The sequence below is a fragment of the Pseudoalteromonas sp. NCIMB 1079 genome (genome assembly GCF_040567695.1).
Classification (GTDB): Bacteria; Pseudomonadota; Gammaproteobacteria; order Enterobacterales; family Alteromonadaceae; genus Pseudoalteromonas; species Pseudoalteromonas distincta.
This window is the reverse complement of the sequence record NZ_JBEWZA010000001.1, coordinates 443,372-459,503: the sequence shown is the minus strand read 5'-3', so window position 1 is coordinate 459,503 and position 16,132 is coordinate 443,372. Positions and strand designations below refer to the sequence as shown.

13 protein-coding genes and 1 pseudogene are annotated in these 16,132 nt (G+C 39.8%); 11 read left to right on the top strand and 3 right to left on the bottom strand.

What is annotated here, in order from left to right; all coding sequences use genetic code 11:
* Positions 1–3: 3 nt before the first annotated feature.
* The gene (locus tag ABX891_RS02095) at positions 4–2,289 is read right to left on the bottom strand and encodes a penicillin acylase family protein (protein WP_354628817.1); all 2,286 of its coding nucleotides are present in this window, start codon (positions 2,287–2,289) and stop codon (positions 4–6) included.
* A gap of 156 nt (positions 2,290–2,445) precedes the next feature.
* Here ABX891_RS02095 and ycaO point away from each other — a divergent pair, with 156 nt between their 5' ends.
* The 7 genes from ycaO to folX all read left to right on the top strand — a co-directional run bounded on the left by ycaO (position 2,446) and on the right by folX (position 11,136).
* Positions 2,446–4,206 carry a 30S ribosomal protein S12 methylthiotransferase accessory factor YcaO gene (gene ycaO / locus ABX891_RS02090; RefSeq protein WP_193226764.1) on the top strand — a complete coding sequence of 587 codons (1,761 nt, stop codon included), beginning with the start codon at positions 2,446–2,448 and terminating at the stop codon, positions 4,204–4,206.
* Positions 4,207–4,321: 115 nt separating this feature from the next.
* Entirely contained in the window at positions 4,322–7,684 is a 3,363-nt protein-coding gene (locus ABX891_RS02085; RefSeq protein WP_354628816.1) for an ATP-binding protein, read from the top strand.
* Positions 7,685–7,727: 43 nt separating this feature from the next.
* Entirely contained in the window at positions 7,728–8,357 is a 630-nt protein-coding gene (locus tag ABX891_RS02080; RefSeq protein WP_354628815.1) for a YceH family protein, read from the top strand.
* Between the two features lie 68 nt (positions 8,358–8,425).
* A complete protein-coding gene (gene nadE / locus ABX891_RS02075; protein ID WP_024589633.1) occupies positions 8,426–9,256 on the top strand; it encodes an NAD(+) synthase in 831 nt (276 codons plus the stop codon).
* A gap of 222 nt (positions 9,257–9,478) precedes the next feature.
* Positions 9,479–10,198, top strand: a complete 720-nt coding sequence (folM, locus tag ABX891_RS02070; protein ID WP_354628814.1) for a dihydromonapterin reductase — start codon at positions 9,479–9,481, stop codon at positions 10,196–10,198.
* Positions 10,199–10,220: 22 nt separating this feature from the next.
* Positions 10,221–10,775, top strand: coding sequence for a GTP cyclohydrolase I FolE (folE, locus tag ABX891_RS02065; RefSeq protein ID WP_002962341.1), 555 nt, complete (start codon positions 10,221–10,223; stop codon positions 10,773–10,775).
* Between the two features lie 4 nt (positions 10,776–10,779).
* Complete coding sequence (gene folX / locus ABX891_RS02060; protein WP_002962340.1) at positions 10,780–11,136, top strand: dihydroneopterin triphosphate 2'-epimerase; 357 nt, start codon at positions 10,780–10,782, stop codon at positions 11,134–11,136.
* Between the two features lie 16 nt (positions 11,137–11,152).
* Here the strand turns inward: folX and ABX891_RS02055 are convergent, their stop codons facing one another.
* Together ABX891_RS02055 and ABX891_RS02050 are read right to left on the bottom strand one after the other, a co-directional pair.
* Positions 11,153–11,587 (bottom strand): YqaA family protein, encoded by a 435-nt coding sequence (locus tag ABX891_RS02055; protein ID WP_354628813.1) that lies wholly within the window; start codon positions 11,585–11,587, stop codon positions 11,153–11,155.
* A 228-nt stretch (positions 11,588–11,815) separates the two neighbouring features.
* Positions 11,816–12,181 carry a DUF4870 domain-containing protein gene (locus ABX891_RS02050; RefSeq protein WP_024595771.1) on the bottom strand — a complete coding sequence of 122 codons (366 nt, stop codon included), beginning with the start codon at positions 12,179–12,181 and terminating at the stop codon, positions 11,816–11,818.
* 185 nt (positions 12,182–12,366) lie between these two features.
* Here ABX891_RS02050 and ABX891_RS02045 point away from each other — a divergent pair, with 185 nt between their 5' ends.
* The 4 genes and pseudogenes from ABX891_RS02045 to ABX891_RS02030 all read left to right on the top strand — a co-directional run bounded on the left by ABX891_RS02045 (position 12,367) and on the right by ABX891_RS02030 (position 16,101).
* Positions 12,367–13,068 carry a spondin domain-containing protein gene (locus ABX891_RS02045; RefSeq protein WP_354628812.1) on the top strand — a complete coding sequence of 234 codons (702 nt, stop codon included), beginning with the start codon at positions 12,367–12,369 and terminating at the stop codon, positions 13,066–13,068.
* 10 nt (positions 13,069–13,078) lie between these two features.
* Positions 13,079–13,813 carry a spondin domain-containing protein gene (locus tag ABX891_RS02040; RefSeq protein WP_354628811.1) on the top strand — a complete coding sequence of 245 codons (735 nt, stop codon included), beginning with the start codon at positions 13,079–13,081 and terminating at the stop codon, positions 13,811–13,813.
* Positions 13,814–13,876: 63 nt separating this feature from the next.
* Positions 13,877–14,602 carry a response regulator transcription factor gene (locus tag ABX891_RS02035; RefSeq protein WP_197098930.1) on the top strand — a complete coding sequence of 242 codons (726 nt, stop codon included), beginning with the start codon at positions 13,877–13,879 and terminating at the stop codon, positions 14,600–14,602.
* A 52-nt stretch (positions 14,603–14,654) separates the two neighbouring features.
* A pseudogene (locus ABX891_RS02030) lies at positions 14,655–16,101 on the top strand (sensor histidine kinase).
* Positions 16,102–16,132 lie beyond the last annotated feature (31 nt).

The window sequence follows — 16,132 nt, the reverse complement described above, 5'->3', positions numbered from 1 at the left end:
AGTTCATCGTGTCGGCTTTATTACTATTTGATGTATTAATTCTTGAGGCAATAAAGGTGTATGCTTACCTTCAACGTAATCACTAAACCCCGCTCTGTAAAATTCAGAAAGAGGGTGCCCCGATTGCCCACCGGGAATAGCTAAAATTGCATGCTCTAAATGCCCAGGTTGAGCAATAAAACGCTGCGATGCGCCAAAACTACGCCCTTGTACGGCGGGCATATAACTATCTCCAAAACCCGCTGCTGTGGGCATATTTAATAACTTAGCAAGTAACGGCATTTGCTTTGCAAACGGATGCTCTATCACTAACTCATTTACCTTGCCCCACTGCCAGTTTTGTACATTATTACCAAACTGTTCTGTAAGCTTAGTAATAGTCTGGCTAAATGCTCCTTGTAGCTGCTCATCCCAGCTTTTAAATTGTGGGTTTATCCATGTGTCGGGCTTGTTGTTTATAAGCTGCCAAACAGCGGGCTCTAAATCTCGTTTTACGTATTTAAGTGTGCCTTGTTGTTTATTTAATTCATCCTCCATACTGCTAAATAAAATATTAATCACTTCATCGCGGTAGCGCTTAACTAAGGTATACCCTGTGGAGGTTGAACACGCACATTGCTGCCAGTTTTCAAGCGCTGTTATATATTGCTGATTTTTAGTTTGATCGGCTTTTAATTGCTTTAATAGCAGAGCATGCCAAGGCATTAAAAAGCGAGCTTGGTTATCAAGTTGTAATGCGTAAAAGTCGCTCTCAGCAAATGTTTGTTTTTCAAATAATCTATCGCGAATTTGACTCGAACGTGCGCCGAGTGCATAACCACCATTACCAAAACGCGCGTCATCTTCAGCCGATACCACGCGAGAATTACCAGTCCATAATCGACCGCTTTGCGGGTTTTTAATAAAAGGGCGTTGTAATTCATTTTGCTGCCAAAGCGCTGAGTAGTCATCGGCATTTACGCCAAGCACACTTGGCGCTTTACGAGCCGGTATACCGCCCATGTTTTTCCACGCTGCGCTACCAAGGCTGTCTACCACCATTAGGTTTTGCACCGGAATGCCCACATCGCTTGCTACAGCAAGTGCATCATCTACTGTTTTGGCTTGCTCTAATTTTAATAACTGCATATTAACGGCATAAGGCTGATGGGCAGCCCAGCTCAACGCATAAGATTTTTCGTTAATATATTTTACAGGTCCGTATTCACTGAGTATTAATGAATAGTTTTCAACCTCCCCATCGGGTAATGCAATAGGTTCATCTACTTGCCATGTTTTACTATCATCGTTTAATGCAATCCAATCGGCAGTATCTAAATAACCGTTAGTAAATCCCCATGCAACATTGTTGTTAGTGCCAACAACAATGGCTGGTGCTCCGGGCAGCGATACTCCGGTTACCTGAGTCTGCTCACCACTGTGCATGTAATTTAATTGTGCCCTGTACCAAATTACAGGTACTGCCATCGATAAATGCATATCATCCGACACCATACCAGCACCTGTTTTAGTAAGCGCCCCTGTAACAGCCCAGTTGTTACTGCCGCGCTCTTGGTTAGCTTCAATACTTTTAACTATATGCTTTGTTTGAGTTGGAAAGGTAGGTATGCCGCCGTTATAAGGCGCTAATTTGCTGCCATCAAGCGCGGCTTGGTACTTACTCGGTTGCGTTAAAAAATCAACCATTTGCTTTGTGTATGCTTGCTCAATTTGAATAAGTGCTTGGTCGCGCTCAAATGTGGCGCTTTGTAAATCAAGGTACATGCTAAATATCACAAGTAGGCTGTCTTCACTTTGCCATGGCTTTTGCGCTGCACCTGTTAGTAAATATTCAAAGCTTGAATACCCTACTTGCGCTAAGCCTTCGTTTACACCTTGAGCGTAACTTTTAAGTAATTGCTTATCAGCCTCTGGCAAGGTTTGTAAAATAATTTGGCTGCGTTTACGTAATTGATGAAAACGCATTTTTTTATCGAGCCCCAACGCTGCTTGGCCAAATAATTCACTTAACTCACCTGCGGCATTACGCCTTAGTAAATCCATTTGAAAAAATCGGTCTTGCCCATGCGCATAACCTAAACCGTAGGCGGCGTCGTTTCGGCTATTGGCGTTTATTACTGCTTGCCCTAATGCATCTCGCGAAATTTTTACAGGCTCTGCTACCGCGTTACTGCGTCCGTTTCCATCAAGGGCGGGTAAACTTAAACTAAGTACCCCATAAACAACAGCGGTACTTGCCAGCCCTAATATCACAATTAATAACAACAAGCGTTTGATTACTTTAAACATCACCGTTTCCTTTGCACGTTTTGACCAAGCGTTAAGCACATATAATAACCACAGTTTTATTAAATAATAATGTTCTTGCTCGCAAAGGGTGAAATAAACATCAAAATCCACGATAATGTCAGCTCCACACATCGTGCAGAACTAGTTGAGATCAATATGACTGAAAAAACATTTATCAAAGGTAAAGACCGCGACCTAGAATCGTCAATCTCTACCATGCAAAACAAGCTTAAAGCCCTAAACATTAATGTTGAAGAAGCGCTTTGGCTTAACCCTGTAGCTAACTGTTATTCGGTTCATATAAAAGACAGCGACTGCGGTGTTATGTTTACCAATGGTAAAGGCGCAACCGACAAAGCATCTATTGCTTCAGCACTCGGTGAATACTTTGAACGTTTAAGCTGTAACTACTTTTTTGCAGACTTTTATCTAGGTGAAGAATTTGCTAATGGCGAGTTTACTCATTACCCAAGCGAAAAATGGTTTAAAGTTGAAGGCGATGAAGTGCCAGAGGGCATTATGGATGAAAGCTTATGGGATTACTTTGACCCAGAGCGCGAACTAAACGCATCACACCTTTTTGATTTTAACTCAGGCAATATCGATCGTGGCATTTGTACCCTGCCATACACACGCCAACGCGATAACCAAGACGTATACATTCCGGTAAACGTTATCGGTAATATTTTTGTATCTAACGGTATGAGCGCAGGTAACACCAAGTTTGAAGCTCGCGTACAAGGTTTATCAGAAGTATTTGAACGTGCTATTAAAAACCGTATCATCGCCGAAGGTATTTGTTTACCAATCGTGCCTGAAGACGTTGTTAAGCAATACCCTAAAATTCACGAAGCGTGTGAAGAGCTTCGCAGCCATGGCTTTCATTTACGTATTGCCGATGCATCACTTGGGGGTAAATACCCTGTAATGAGCGTAACGCTTATTAACCCAACAGATGGTTCTGTATTTGCTTCTTTTGGTGCTCACCCATCATTTGAAGTTGCGCTTGAACGTACCGTGACTGAGTTACTACAAGGTCGTCGTCTTGATCAGCTAGATGTATTCCAACCTGCTACCTTTGATAACGATGAAGTAGCAACACCAGAGAACATTGAACTGCACTTTATTGATTCAAGCGGTTTGATTTCGCATGATTTTTTCCGTGCAAAACCTGATTTTGAATTTGTACACTGGGACTTTAGCGGAACAACTGAAGAAGAATATAACTTCTGTACTGACTTAATTCATAGCATGGATCATGATATCTACATCATGGATTACACGCACCTAAACGTATACGCGTGTCGTATTTTAGTACCTGGCATGTCTGACATTTACCCTGTTGATGAGCTTATTTGGCGTAACAACAACGAAGGCGCTAAATTCCGCGAAACATTCCTATCGCTTGATCAGTACGATGCAGAGCAGTGGATGGACATTTACGACAGCCTTGAAGAAGCAGGCCACAGCGATATTATCCGCGCCGCAGAATTTATTGGCCTTGCAACCGATGCCGACACACCATGGCACACACTGCGCATAGGTGAGCTTAAAGCGCACCTATGTTTAGCTGCAGGCAGCGAAGAAGCCATTGATTGGGTTGACTGGATACTTCATACAGGCCAAGTAAATGAAGAGGCAATGCGCCACTTCCGCTGTTTAAAAGCAGTTCTTGAAATTAAATACGATGACGAGCGCGAATACGCAGATTACCAAGATGCACTAGGCTTAATGTTTGGTGCTAATAATGTAGCGCTGGCTATAGAAATTGCCGAAGGTAAAAAGCAGTTTAACGGTTTAACTTTCCCTGGTTTATCGCTTGAAGGCTTTAAAAAGCATGCGGCGCTACTTGATGGTTACCGCAAGCTACATGTAGCAAAGCAAAATCACTGGGCGCGTGAAGTTAGTGACTCGTAACTCGCTAAACTACTAATTATAAAAAATAAACGGCGCATTTGTTAATGCGCCGTTTTCATTTGTGTAATAAATTAGCTATAGTTAATTTGCCTAAATTAACGCCACGATGTAGCAAATGCCACCATCTACTAACAATAAAAAAACGAACATTCATAACTTTAAGTTGACCTTTTGGTTATCGCTTACGCTAACTGTACTAGTTGGTATCGTTCTTGATCGTATTAACTACAATCGTGTTAAAGATGCTCATCGCCTACAAATTCTTTCTGAAGTAAGTACATATCGAGCTCAATTAGAATCTATTTTAGTTTCTAATATCCAACTAGTTCGAGGTTTAGGTGTTGCCGTAGCAGCGCAGCCTGATTTACAGCAAACACAATTTGAACAAATTGCCCAACCACTATTTAAAACCTCAAATGAGCTTCGCAATATTGGTGGCGCTCCCGATATGGTAATTCGTATGACTTACCCCTTAAAAGGTAATGAAAAAGCACTCGGTTTAAACTTTTTAGAAGAAAAAAACCAACGCGCTGATGCTATTAGAGCTCGCGATACAAATACCATTGTAATGGCTGGCCCATTAAAATTAATCCAAGGTGACATAGCACTTATAGCCCGAGTTCCTGTTTACATACCGCCAGATAATCGCTTTTGGGGACTACTTTCAGTTGTTCTCAACATTGACAAGGTCTATGAAAATTCAGGTATTTATGAGCTAGAAAAAGAATACAACGTCGCTTTACAAGGCAGGCATGGACTTGGCAGCAAAGGGGAGTTTTTTTACGGTAATCAAAACATAATAGAGCAAGACCCCCTTGAGTTTACGTTAAGCTTTCAAGGTGGCAATTGGCAACTTTACGTAGCACCTAAAATAGGTTGGAGCCCACCAAATTCAGCTGTGTGGCCACTTAGGTTATCAATTATAATTATTTGCGGGTTATTAATTTGGGCCTTTTTATTCTTTTTGAAAATGCTTAATCGCCAGCAACAAAACGAAAAAATGCTTGAGGCAATGAGTGATCTAGCCCAAATAGGCGCATGGTCATTTAACTTAGAAACGAAACAAGTGTATTGGTCTGATATGACCAAAAAACTATTTAAATACCCATTAAATAGCCAACCAGAATGGCCTAAAGATTTAAATTACTTTAAAAAAGGTACTAGCAGAGAAACAATTAAACCTTTAATTGAACGAGCTATAAAATATGGTGAAAGCTACGAAGTTGAATTAGAAGTAATGGATGAAGAAGGTGAATCTGTTTGGGTACTCGTACATGGTGAAGCAGAACGAAAAAATGGACGATGCACACGTATTTTTGGCTCATTACAGAATATTGATACCCGTAAAAAGATTGAATTAGAAAATAATAAAACAGCATTACACAACGAAATTTTAGCCTCCCTTACCGTTAATAAATTAATATTAACTGGGCAACTGAGCCAATCAAAAGATATTATTACTGAAGCAATCTGCCAAGCATTTGATATTAAACGTGCCAGTATTTGGTTTTTTAATGAAGACAAATCCAAACTAAGCCCTTTTGCCATACATAGTAAACATTCGTCTAGTGATAAAATTGACTCTATTTGGCTAAGAAAAAATCTTCCCGGCTTTTTTAATGCAATAGATCACCAGCCTGTATTTAATGTGCCTGACGCCCAAGAACACCCAATACTCGCGCCAATTAAAGAACAGTATTTAATGACTCTCGAGATTAAATCAATGCTGTGCGTAATAATCCCTGCAGGAAGTGGCGCTATAGGAGTCGTCTGCGCAGAGCAATGTCAATCAAAACGCTACTGGTCTAAAAACGAAGAAAGCTTTTTAATTGCCGTTGCAGCGTTAATAGGCAGCTTGCACTCAAGCCAACAGCGAATTGAAACCGAACAAAAACTAGTTTCTGCCAAAGAAACCGCCGAACAAGCTGTTGAAGCTAAAAGTGAATTTTTAGCGAGTATGAGCCACGAAATTCGCACCCCAATGAACGGTGTTTTAGGTATGCTTAACATAATTAAGCAAACTCAATTGGACCTACAGCAAAAACATCATATTGAACTTGCTCAATCATCAGCTCAATCTTTGCTTAATATAATTAATGACATATTAGACTTTTCTAAAATTGAAGCCGGTAAGCTCGATATTGAAAACGTGCAATTTAATTTACCTCGGTTATTAGGCGAAGTGGTGGAATCCTTTGCTTTAAAGGTAGAACAAAACAATACAAAACTTATTCTAGATGCGACTCAAATAACTGTTAGCGAGATAATTAGTGACCCTAACCGCTTGCGCCAAATTTTAAATAACTTAATTGGCAACGCAGTTAAATTTACTATTGATGGCGAAGTAGTCATTACTGCCAGAATAGATGAAACAACGGATGGCTCGTTCCTACAGTGTTCGATTATTGATACTGGTATTGGTATTGACCCTAAAAAACAAGCGTCGTTATTTGACTCATTCACACAAGCCGATGCTTCAACAACACGCCAATTTGGGGGCACAGGGCTTGGTCTTGCCATAGTAAAACAATTGTGCGAACTGATGAACGGTGAAGTAAGTGTAAACAGTATGCAAGGTGAAGGAAGTACATTTTCTTTCACAGTACAAATACAACCGCGCTTAAGTAAAGAACAAGATTTACCGAGTCATTTAATTAAAAACAAACATATTTTAATTATTGATGAGTGCTCGTTAAATGCTAACACCGCTAATAAGCAGCTCACTGTTTGGGGTGCAAAAGTTAATTGTATACATAACTATCTTGAGGTTGATGATTACTTAAATAATGTAACCACCCACCTTGGTGCTATTTTAGTTGACTACTACTTTTTTGAAAAAGCCCCACAAACGCATATCACCGCGCTCAAAAACTTTATAAATATGCATAGTTGCAAGTTAGTTATTATGGCGCCAATGAGTTATTCACCTGAGGAGTCTAAAGTAGGTATGGAAGTCGACTGTATGATTTTCAAACCTCTCACACCGTCTGATTTGTTTGACTCACTTACAAACGATAAATACATTGAACAACAGCAGCAACAAGCTCAATTGCAAAACAAGCTAACTAAAGCACCGGCACTCGACTCATCAGAGCCACAACTACTGCTTGTAGAAGACAATAAAATAAACCAAGTGGTTGCCTCTGCGCTATTAAAGCAGGCGGGTGTTACTTTTGATATTGCCGAAAATGGACTTGAGGCAATTGTAAAGCTCAATGCAAAACAAGGGAAACCATATAAGCTAGTTTTAATGGATTGCCAAATGCCCGAAATGGATGGCTACCAAGCCACTAAAGCCATTAGAGAAGGTGATGCAGGTAAAGATAATGAAAATATTACTATTATTGCGCTAACAGCCAATGCCATGCAGGGCGATAAAGAAAAATGCCTAGCCGCAGGCATGAACGACTATTTAAGTAAGCCTCTCGATTTAGCTGCATTACAACCAAAGCTTCAACAATGGCTTGGCATTCAATAAAGGTGTAAGCTAATAAAATACGCTTACTAATTTGAGATTATTTATGCAGTTATCAACAAATCAACAACGTATTCTTGGTTGCCTATTAGAAAAACAAAGCACAACGCCAGAGCATTATCCGCTATCGTTAAACGCGCTAGTGAACGCATGTAACCAAAAATCTAATCGCGATCCTGTGTTAAGTCTTACAGATGAAGACGTGCAAAACGCACTCGATGAACTAATAGAAATGCGTTTGGTTACAATAGATGAAGGTCTTTCGGGTCGCGTAAATAAATACGACCACCGCTTTTGCAACACTGAATTTAGTAATCTGCAATTTTCTGCTCAGCAGCGTGCCATTGTTTGTTTATTACTTTTGCGTGGTGCTCAGACTCCTGGTGAATTAAGAACCCGCAGTGCTAGGCTTGCTGATTTTAATAACGTAAATGAAGTAGAGGCAGCGCTCAATAAACTGATTGAAAGCGAGTACGTCACAAAGCTAGAGCGTGAAGCTGGTAAACGTGACAGTCGATATATTTATTTATTTGGCGAACAACAAAATAATCCCGCCGATGCCTTTGTTGCTCTACCAAGCGAAGTAATTAAAGACAAAGAATTAAGCGATTTACTTGAAGAAGTAGAAAAATTAAAAGCAGAGCTTCGCCAAATAAAAGCTCATTTAAAACTTTAATTAACTAAGACTAAATCACATAATAAGTTTATTGCGTATCACATATTAAATTTTATAAGGAGCTGGCAATGCGCGCCGAAATTATGGCTGAAATGAAGGTTCAGCCAACGATTGATGTAAATGCTGAGATAACTCGCCGAGTTAATTTTATTAAAACACGTTTGGTAGCAGCTCATTCACGCTCGTTAGTACTGGGTATTAGCGGTGGTGTTGACTCATCAACCTGCGGCCGCTTATGTCAACTTGCTGTAAACGAGCTAAATAAAGAACACGATACTGACAAGTATCAGTTTATTGCAGTGCGCCTACCTTATGGTGTACAAGCTGACGAAGATGAAGCACAAATGGCGGTTGATTTTATTCAGCCAAGTAAACGTATGACCGTAAACGTACAACCTGCGGCTGATGCATTGCATGAGCAAGCGATAGCTGCTGTAGTTGGCTGTGGTGAAGCACTGCCTGAGCAAGCTCAAATAGATTTTATTAAAGGTAATGTTAAAGCGCGTCAACGTATGGTTGCTCAGTACGAAATTGCAGGTTTTTGCCAAGGCTTAGTAGTGGGTACCGATCATAGTGCTGAAAACATTACTGGTTTTTATACTAAATTTGGTGACGGCGCGTGCGATTTAGCCCCTCTGTTTGGTTTATCAAAACGCCAAGTTCGTGCACTTGCTACTGCACTAGGTGCGCCAGCTTTATTGGTAGATAAAGCACCTACAGCTGATTTAGAAAGTGACCGCCCAGGTTTAACAGACGAAGAAGCACTTGGTTTGAGCTATGAGCAAATTGATGACTTTTTAGAAGGTAAACCTGTGTCTAATGATGTTGAACAAAAGCTTGTAAGCATTTACACGCGTACACAACATAAGCGTCAACCAATTCCGACAATTTACGATTAATGTTTAGTAGCTAAAATAAAGCAATTAATGCTTTGAGGATTAATTGCTTTTTTGATCGACAGATTAAGAAGCTGCGTATATTTTAATAAATTAACGCTTTGAATTTTATAATACCAATTGCATTAAATTAGTGAGCTATTATAGCCCTATGAAATAGCGATAGAACGATGATATTTTTAATGATATTGGTATAACTACCCGCCAAAGAGAACACTGCCTTATATGACATCGCCCATTTTAATTACCGGCGCAGGCCAACGTATTGGTTTAGCACTCGCTCAGCATTATATAGCCCAAGGGCAGAGTATTATTATCACGTATCGTACTCGTCACGCCGCTGTTGATAAATTAGAGCAACAAGGCGCTGTATGTATTTATGCCGATTTTAGTACCGATGAAGGTATTAGTGCATTTATAAATACGCTTAAAGAGCATACAATATCGCTGCGCGCTGTTGTTCACAATGCATCAAGCTGGGACTGCGAAGCTAACAACCCTGACTTTGCAGCACTGTTTGATAATATGATGCGTATACATGCCAAAACACCGTATTTAATTAATTTAATGTGCGCAGAGCTGCTTTTAAACTATCAGCAAAATGAAAAAGTACCTGCCGATATAATACACCTTACTGATTATGTAGTTGAAACAGGCAGCCCTAAACACTTAGCTTATGCAGCAAGTAAAGCAGCACTCGACAACCTAACTAAATCGTTTAGCGCTAAATATGCGCCAAATATAAAAGTGAACTCGGTTGCTCCATCGCTCATTATTTTTAATGAACATGATGATGAGCAATATCGAGCTAAGACCCTTAAAAAATCATTAATGGGCATTGAACCCGGATGCCAAGAAATTATCAATAGCATTGATTTACTATTACAAAGCCACTACATCACAGGGCGCTCTTTGCCTATTGATGGCGGTCGTCATTTAAAGTAAATATAAATAAACTGAGATATTTATGCACAATGAATTAAAAGAAAGTTATGAAAAAATCATCACCGCTGTAGGCGAAGATGCTAACCGCGAAGGCCTACTTGATACGCCAAAACGTGCTGCAAAAGCAATGGAATATTTAACGCAAGGGTATCGTCAAACGCTTGATGAAATAACTAATAAAGCAGTATTTACATCTGACGCTGACGACATGGTGTTAGTACAAGACATAGAGCTCTACTCTATGTGTGAGCATCATTTACTGCCTTTTATTGGCCGTTGCCATATTGCTTATATACCAAACGGTAAAGTATTAGGCTTGTCTAAATTTGCCCGTATTGTTGATATGTTTTCACGCCGTTTTCAAATTCAAGAACAGTTAACGCATCAAATCGCTAAAGCAGTTGAAGAAGTTACTGGCGCTAAGGGCGTAGGCGTTATTGTTGAGGCAAAACACATGTGTATGATGATGCGTGGTGTAGAAAAGCAAAATTCAAGCATGCGTACATCAGTAATGTTAGGTAACTTTAGAAGCGATCCTAAAACACGTAACGAATTTTTGCAGCTTATAAAAGGTTAACCCTATGGCTAATGCAATTATTAACGTTACTAATTTACGCCTGCGTACGTTTATTGGCTTTAACCCCGATGAGCGTGAAAAAAAGCAAGATGTAGTGATTAATCTAGAGATTCACTACCCTGCTGATGATGCATGTAAAACGGATGAAGTTGATCAAGCACTTAATTATAAAGTGATCACCAAAGAAGTTATTAGCTTAGTAGAGCAAGGGCACTTTTTACTGCTCGAAAAATTAGTTGCTGAAATTCTTGCTGTTTGTCACGCGCACCCAAGCGTTCATTACGCTAAAGCACGTGTTGATAAACCACATGCACTGCGTTTTGCCGACTCAGTGTCGTTAACGCTTGATTGGGCTAAATAAGCACTTAAAAACTTATTTAAAAAAGCTTTTCGAATCCTACGGCAAGGGCGATAACCGCTAAATAGCGAGCGCCTTTGCCTAGTGTTACTAACAGTAAAAAGGTACTAAATCGTACTTTAAATATGCCTCCAATCACCGTTAATGGGTCCCCCACAATCGGTAACCAAGCAAATAACAAACTATACACTCCATATTTATTAAATTGCTTTTGTGCGCTATCAAGCCCTTTTTGCGATACAGGAAACCATTTTTTATCTTTAAAACGCAGTACCTGCGTGCCTAACCAGTAATTAACACAGCTCCCTAACACATTTCCAAGTGTTGCTAAGCACCACATAAGCCATAAATTAACTTTATCTTGAGTAATCATTCCCACCATTATCACCTCAGAAGAGCTAGGCAGTAATGTGGCAGATATAAATGCGCTAATAAATAACGTGAGATAAAGCATAATGCCCTTATGGCTAAACGTAAAAACCCAGCCTATAGCTGGGTTTATAATACCAATTTTATTAAAAACATGATCATTCTAGCGTATTAAATAACTCACTAACTACGTTAAAAATTATTTATATAGAACAACTATGTATCATAATTTTAGCCTTGTTATTGAGCTATTTTCTTATCGCTATAATAGATCACTAATTTAATGCAATTGGTATAAAAATAAACTGTGTGTTTATTTTATCAAATTTAAACTAAACGGGTAATTAAACTCTTTACCTTCATTAGCTTTAATACTTGCCATTACAACCATTACAAACCCAAAAATTGCCACTATAGGTAGTAATATTAAGCCGACTGCTACAAACATCAGTACAAAACAAACTACATATGCAATTGCCATCGTTATTTGAAAGTTAAGCGCCTTTTTACCGTGCACGTCAACAATTGGCATTTCATCTCTTTTAATTAACCACACAATTAATGGCCCAATTATTGAGCCAAACGGCACAACAAACCCAGCAAGCGCACTTAAATGGCATAACATAGCCCACGTACGGTCATCTTTATTAACTGGTTCAACCTGTTGATTTTCTTCCATAACACTCTCCTTTTTGTTTTATGTATGTTGCCTCTTAACTAAACAAATGTCTACAAATCAACCAACGTATTTATGTTTAAAAATCACAGCGTGCAATCTTGTGATAAAAAAGTGATAAGTTTGTGAGAGTTTCTGGAGACGATTATTCAATACTTAACTCGAATCATCACTTACAGGAAATAATAATGAAAACTTCTACATTAACAATCGCAATTCTTTTAGCGGCAGCTAGCCAATCGACTATGGCCGCAGAATTAGACCTAAAAGTTACTAACCTAACCAAGGGTATTCACTTTACTCCACTGTTAATTACAGCACACAACAGCGAAGACACACTATTTGAAGTCGCAACAGAGGCATCTACAGCATTACAAACAATGGCTGAAGGCGGCAATATTGCAGAGCTAGTTGCACAAGCAACTGCAGCGGGCAGTGATATGGCTGCAAATCCAGCTGAAGGTTTACTTGCACCAGCCGCATCTACAACGGCAACACTGAGCACGCCCGACGGTAACGAGTACCTATCATTAACTGCAATGATGCTACCAACTAATGATGGCTTTGTAGGCTTAAACAGCTGGAAAATCCCAACAGAAGCGGGTACTTACACAATTAATTTAAATGCTTACGATGCAGGCACAGAACAGAACAATGAGCTTGTAGTTGAAGGCTCTGGCGCTCCAGGTACTCCGGGTATTCCTGCGGCTCCAGGTGGCGACGCTGGCACTGGCGGTACAGGTATATTAAGTGGTGATACAAATACAAGCATCCATATTCACCCAGGTAGCTTAGGTGATGACGATTTAGAAGCGGGTAATAGCGATTTAAGTAATACAGTACACAGATGGTTAAACCCAGTAGCGCAATTAACCGTTACAGTAAAGTAGGAGCATGATTATGTCATCTGCTAACAACCTTAAAAAAAGTCTACTAGTGCTTGCATTTGCAACCACACTTGCAGCGTGTAGCGATAATGATAACGACCCAGTGGTTGAAGAGCCGGTCGTTGTTGAGCCAATTGTTGTAGAACCTGTGATAAGTGAGTTTACTATTACTTTTAGTAACTTAACTGCAGGACAGCCTTTGTCACCACTCTCTGTCATTGCTTTTGAAGATGAAGCACCTTGGTCATTCGGTACCACAGCTTCTGTTGGTTTAGAAATGCTTGCAGAAAGCGGTGCAAATGAAGAATACCTCAGCTATGAAAGTGCACTTGCTGCAGTTTCAGCTGAAGGCGCTATTGGCCCTGGTGAAACCACCACAGTAATCATTACTGTTGAAGAGCAAGAAACACTTAATTTGTCATTTGCTGCCATGCTTGGGAATACAAATGATGCTTTTACCGGTCTTAGTTCTTTAGATGTATCAACATTAGAAGTTGGCGGTTCGTTATCACGCACTACGACTGCTTATGATGCGGGTACGGAAGCAAATACAGAAACAGCTGAAACTGTGCCAGGTCCTGCCGCTAGCGGCGAAGGGTTTAACGAAATACGTGACGATACAGCCGATATAATAACGATGCATCCAGGCATTGTTTCAAATCAAGATGGATTATCTACATCAGCACTTGGTGTTGAACATAAGTTTGATAACCCAGTATCGAAAATAGTAATTACGCGCACGCAGTAACGTTCCAGCTTGTAATGGGGAAGTAAGGGAGCACGGATGCCCCCCCTTTTTACGAGGTAATACATGCGTCACGAAAAAATATTAGTAGTAGAAGATGACAGAGAAATAGGTAAGTTAATTACCACGCAGCTAACGTCGCTTAACTTACATGTTGATCATGTTGTAAGCGCAGAACTAGCCTTAAAAAAAACAGCCAAGCATCCCTACGGACTTATTTTACTCGATATAAACTTACCGCAAATGGATGGTTTGAGCTTATGCCGAAAAATAAAAGAGCATTACCCTACTACCTCCGTTATTTTACTCACCGCGCTGAGTAGCGATATGGACAGAGTTATTGGCCTTGAAATGGGCGCCGATGATTATATTTGTAAACCCTTTTTTGCACGAGAATTACAAGCCAGAGTAAAAACCCAATTACGCCACAGAGCACAACTACTCGCTGGCCAAAACAACGACAACTCTCCCGCTAATAGCGAACAAACACTAAATGTAGGCTCACTCAACATAGAATTTAGTTCGCACCAAGTGTATTTAGGTAAACAAGCCCTTAACCTTACCGCCACCGAATTTGATTTACTCGTTTACTTTGCACGCCATCCTAATCATGTTTTTAGCCGCCAGCAGTTACTCGATAAGGTATGGGGTTACCAACACAGTGGTTACGAGCACACGGTTAATTCACATATAAACCGCTTACGTGCCAAGCTAGAAGAACACCAACAAGCGCCTATCATCGAAACAGTTTGGGGTGTTGGTTACAAACTAAACTCTAGCCAACTCAATTAAGACACCTATTATGAAATTATCTTTGTATCAAAAATTAGCTATATAGCTAGTCGTGATTTTTTGTTTTATTTGCGCTCTAGTTTACGGCTGGAGCAAGCAACTGGAGCTCACCTCAAAGCATCATGCTGAGCAAAATTTACATTTGGCGCTTGCCGAGCATTTAGTACAAGATAATCCACTAATAAAAGAAGGGGTGTACGACTACAAAGCGCTTGAAAACCTCTTTCATACCTTGATGTTATTAGGTCCTGCGTTTGAATTTTATTTTGTAGACGAAACCGGAGAAATTCTTACTTACTCCGCAAAGCCAGGTAAAGTTAAACGCACGCATATTAGTTTAACGCCTTTAAAAAGGCTGATTAACGACCCAAACGCTGCACCTATTTATGGTGATAATCCTCGTAATAAAGAGCAACAAAAAATATTTTCAGCCGCGCCTGTATTTAATCAAGATAAGCTACAAGGCTATTTATATGTAATTATTGGTGGTGAGGCTTACGACACCTCACTAAGTACTGTAAAAAATAATGATAAGTTATGGCTAGCCGCTTTATGGCTTGGCTCTGCACTCGCATTTTTATTTATTGCGATGCTAATTTTGCTACGCTTTTTTACCAACCCAATTCAGCGCTTAGCCCGCGATGTTAGTAATATTGAAGCAGCTAACTACAGCCTTACCGACACCAAGCTAAGTAATTACTCAACGCAAAAAAGTAACGAAGTTCATAGTTTAGGGCGAAGTATTCAAGCCATGCTAACGCGTATTAACGAGCAGTTTAAAGCACTTGAACAAGGCGATAAACAACGCAAAGAGTTGCTAACTCACTTATCGCACGACCTACGTACCCCCACTTGCTTCACTGCAGGGGTTTTTAGAAGTACTAAATCAGTCAGGTGAGCAATTAAGTAAACAAGAGCAGCAAGAATACTTACAGGTATCGCTTAATAATTGTGGGCAATTAAAGCTACTCATAGAGCAAATATTTGAACTTGCTCACTTAGAAAATGGCGAAATAAGTATAAATAAAGAAACCTTTAATTTAGGTGAACTCATTTACGATTGCATGGCAAAATTTAGTTTAGCCGTTGATAAAAAAGGCATTGGTTTGTCGGTAGAACCTGCGATTTGTGACTTTCCTGTGGTTGCCGATATAGCTAAATTAGAGCGCGTGTTAAGTAACTTAATTGACAATGCAATTAGGCATACCCCTCGTGGCGGCAGCATTGCAGTACATGTAAAACGCAGTGACGATAATCAACTATTTGTGCATGTATCAGACACGGGCGTAGGCATAAAAGAAGATGAGCTGAATGCTATTTTTGACCCGCACTACCAAGCAAGTAATTCTAATAAAGAGGGGCGCCAGCAAGGTGGTTTAGGATTGGCTATTTGCAGAGGGTTATTAAAACTGATGGATAGTGAAATTTACGTACAAAGTGAAATTGGTAAAGGCACTATGTTTAGCTTTAATTTACCACAAAAAAAGGTGCTTTCTTAAAAAGCACCTTATTGAGTTAAATCTATTTAAA

Excerpts from the sequence above, each read along its gene's own strand:
- ABX891_RS02095 (WP_354628817.1), bottom strand. The coding sequence starts at position 2,289 with ATGTTTAAAGTAATCAAACGCTTGTTGTTATTAATTGTGATATTAGGG.
- ycaO (WP_193226764.1), top strand. The coding sequence starts at position 2,446 with ATGACTGAAAAAACATTTATCAAAGGTAAAGACCGCGACCTAGAATCG.
- ABX891_RS02085 (WP_354628816.1), top strand. The coding sequence starts at position 4,322 with ATGCCACCATCTACTAACAATAAAAAAACGAACATTCATAACTTTAAG.
- ABX891_RS02080 (WP_354628815.1), top strand. The coding sequence starts at position 7,728 with ATGCAGTTATCAACAAATCAACAACGTATTCTTGGTTGCCTATTAGAA.
- nadE (WP_024589633.1), top strand. The coding sequence starts at position 8,426 with ATGCGCGCCGAAATTATGGCTGAAATGAAGGTTCAGCCAACGATTGAT.
- folM (WP_354628814.1), top strand. The coding sequence starts at position 9,479 with ATGACATCGCCCATTTTAATTACCGGCGCAGGCCAACGTATTGGTTTA.
- folE (WP_002962341.1), top strand. The coding sequence starts at position 10,221 with ATGCACAATGAATTAAAAGAAAGTTATGAAAAAATCATCACCGCTGTA.
- folX (WP_002962340.1), top strand. The coding sequence starts at position 10,780 with ATGGCTAATGCAATTATTAACGTTACTAATTTACGCCTGCGTACGTTT.
- ABX891_RS02055 (WP_354628813.1), bottom strand. The coding sequence starts at position 11,587 with ATGCTTTATCTCACGTTATTTATTAGCGCATTTATATCTGCCACATTA.
- ABX891_RS02050 (WP_024595771.1), bottom strand. The coding sequence starts at position 12,181 with ATGGAAGAAAATCAACAGGTTGAACCAGTTAATAAAGATGACCGTACG.
- ABX891_RS02045 (WP_354628812.1), top strand. The coding sequence starts at position 12,367 with ATGAAAACTTCTACATTAACAATCGCAATTCTTTTAGCGGCAGCTAGC.
- ABX891_RS02040 (WP_354628811.1), top strand. The coding sequence starts at position 13,079 with ATGTCATCTGCTAACAACCTTAAAAAAAGTCTACTAGTGCTTGCATTT.
- ABX891_RS02035 (WP_197098930.1), top strand. The coding sequence starts at position 13,877 with ATGCGTCACGAAAAAATATTAGTAGTAGAAGATGACAGAGAAATAGGT.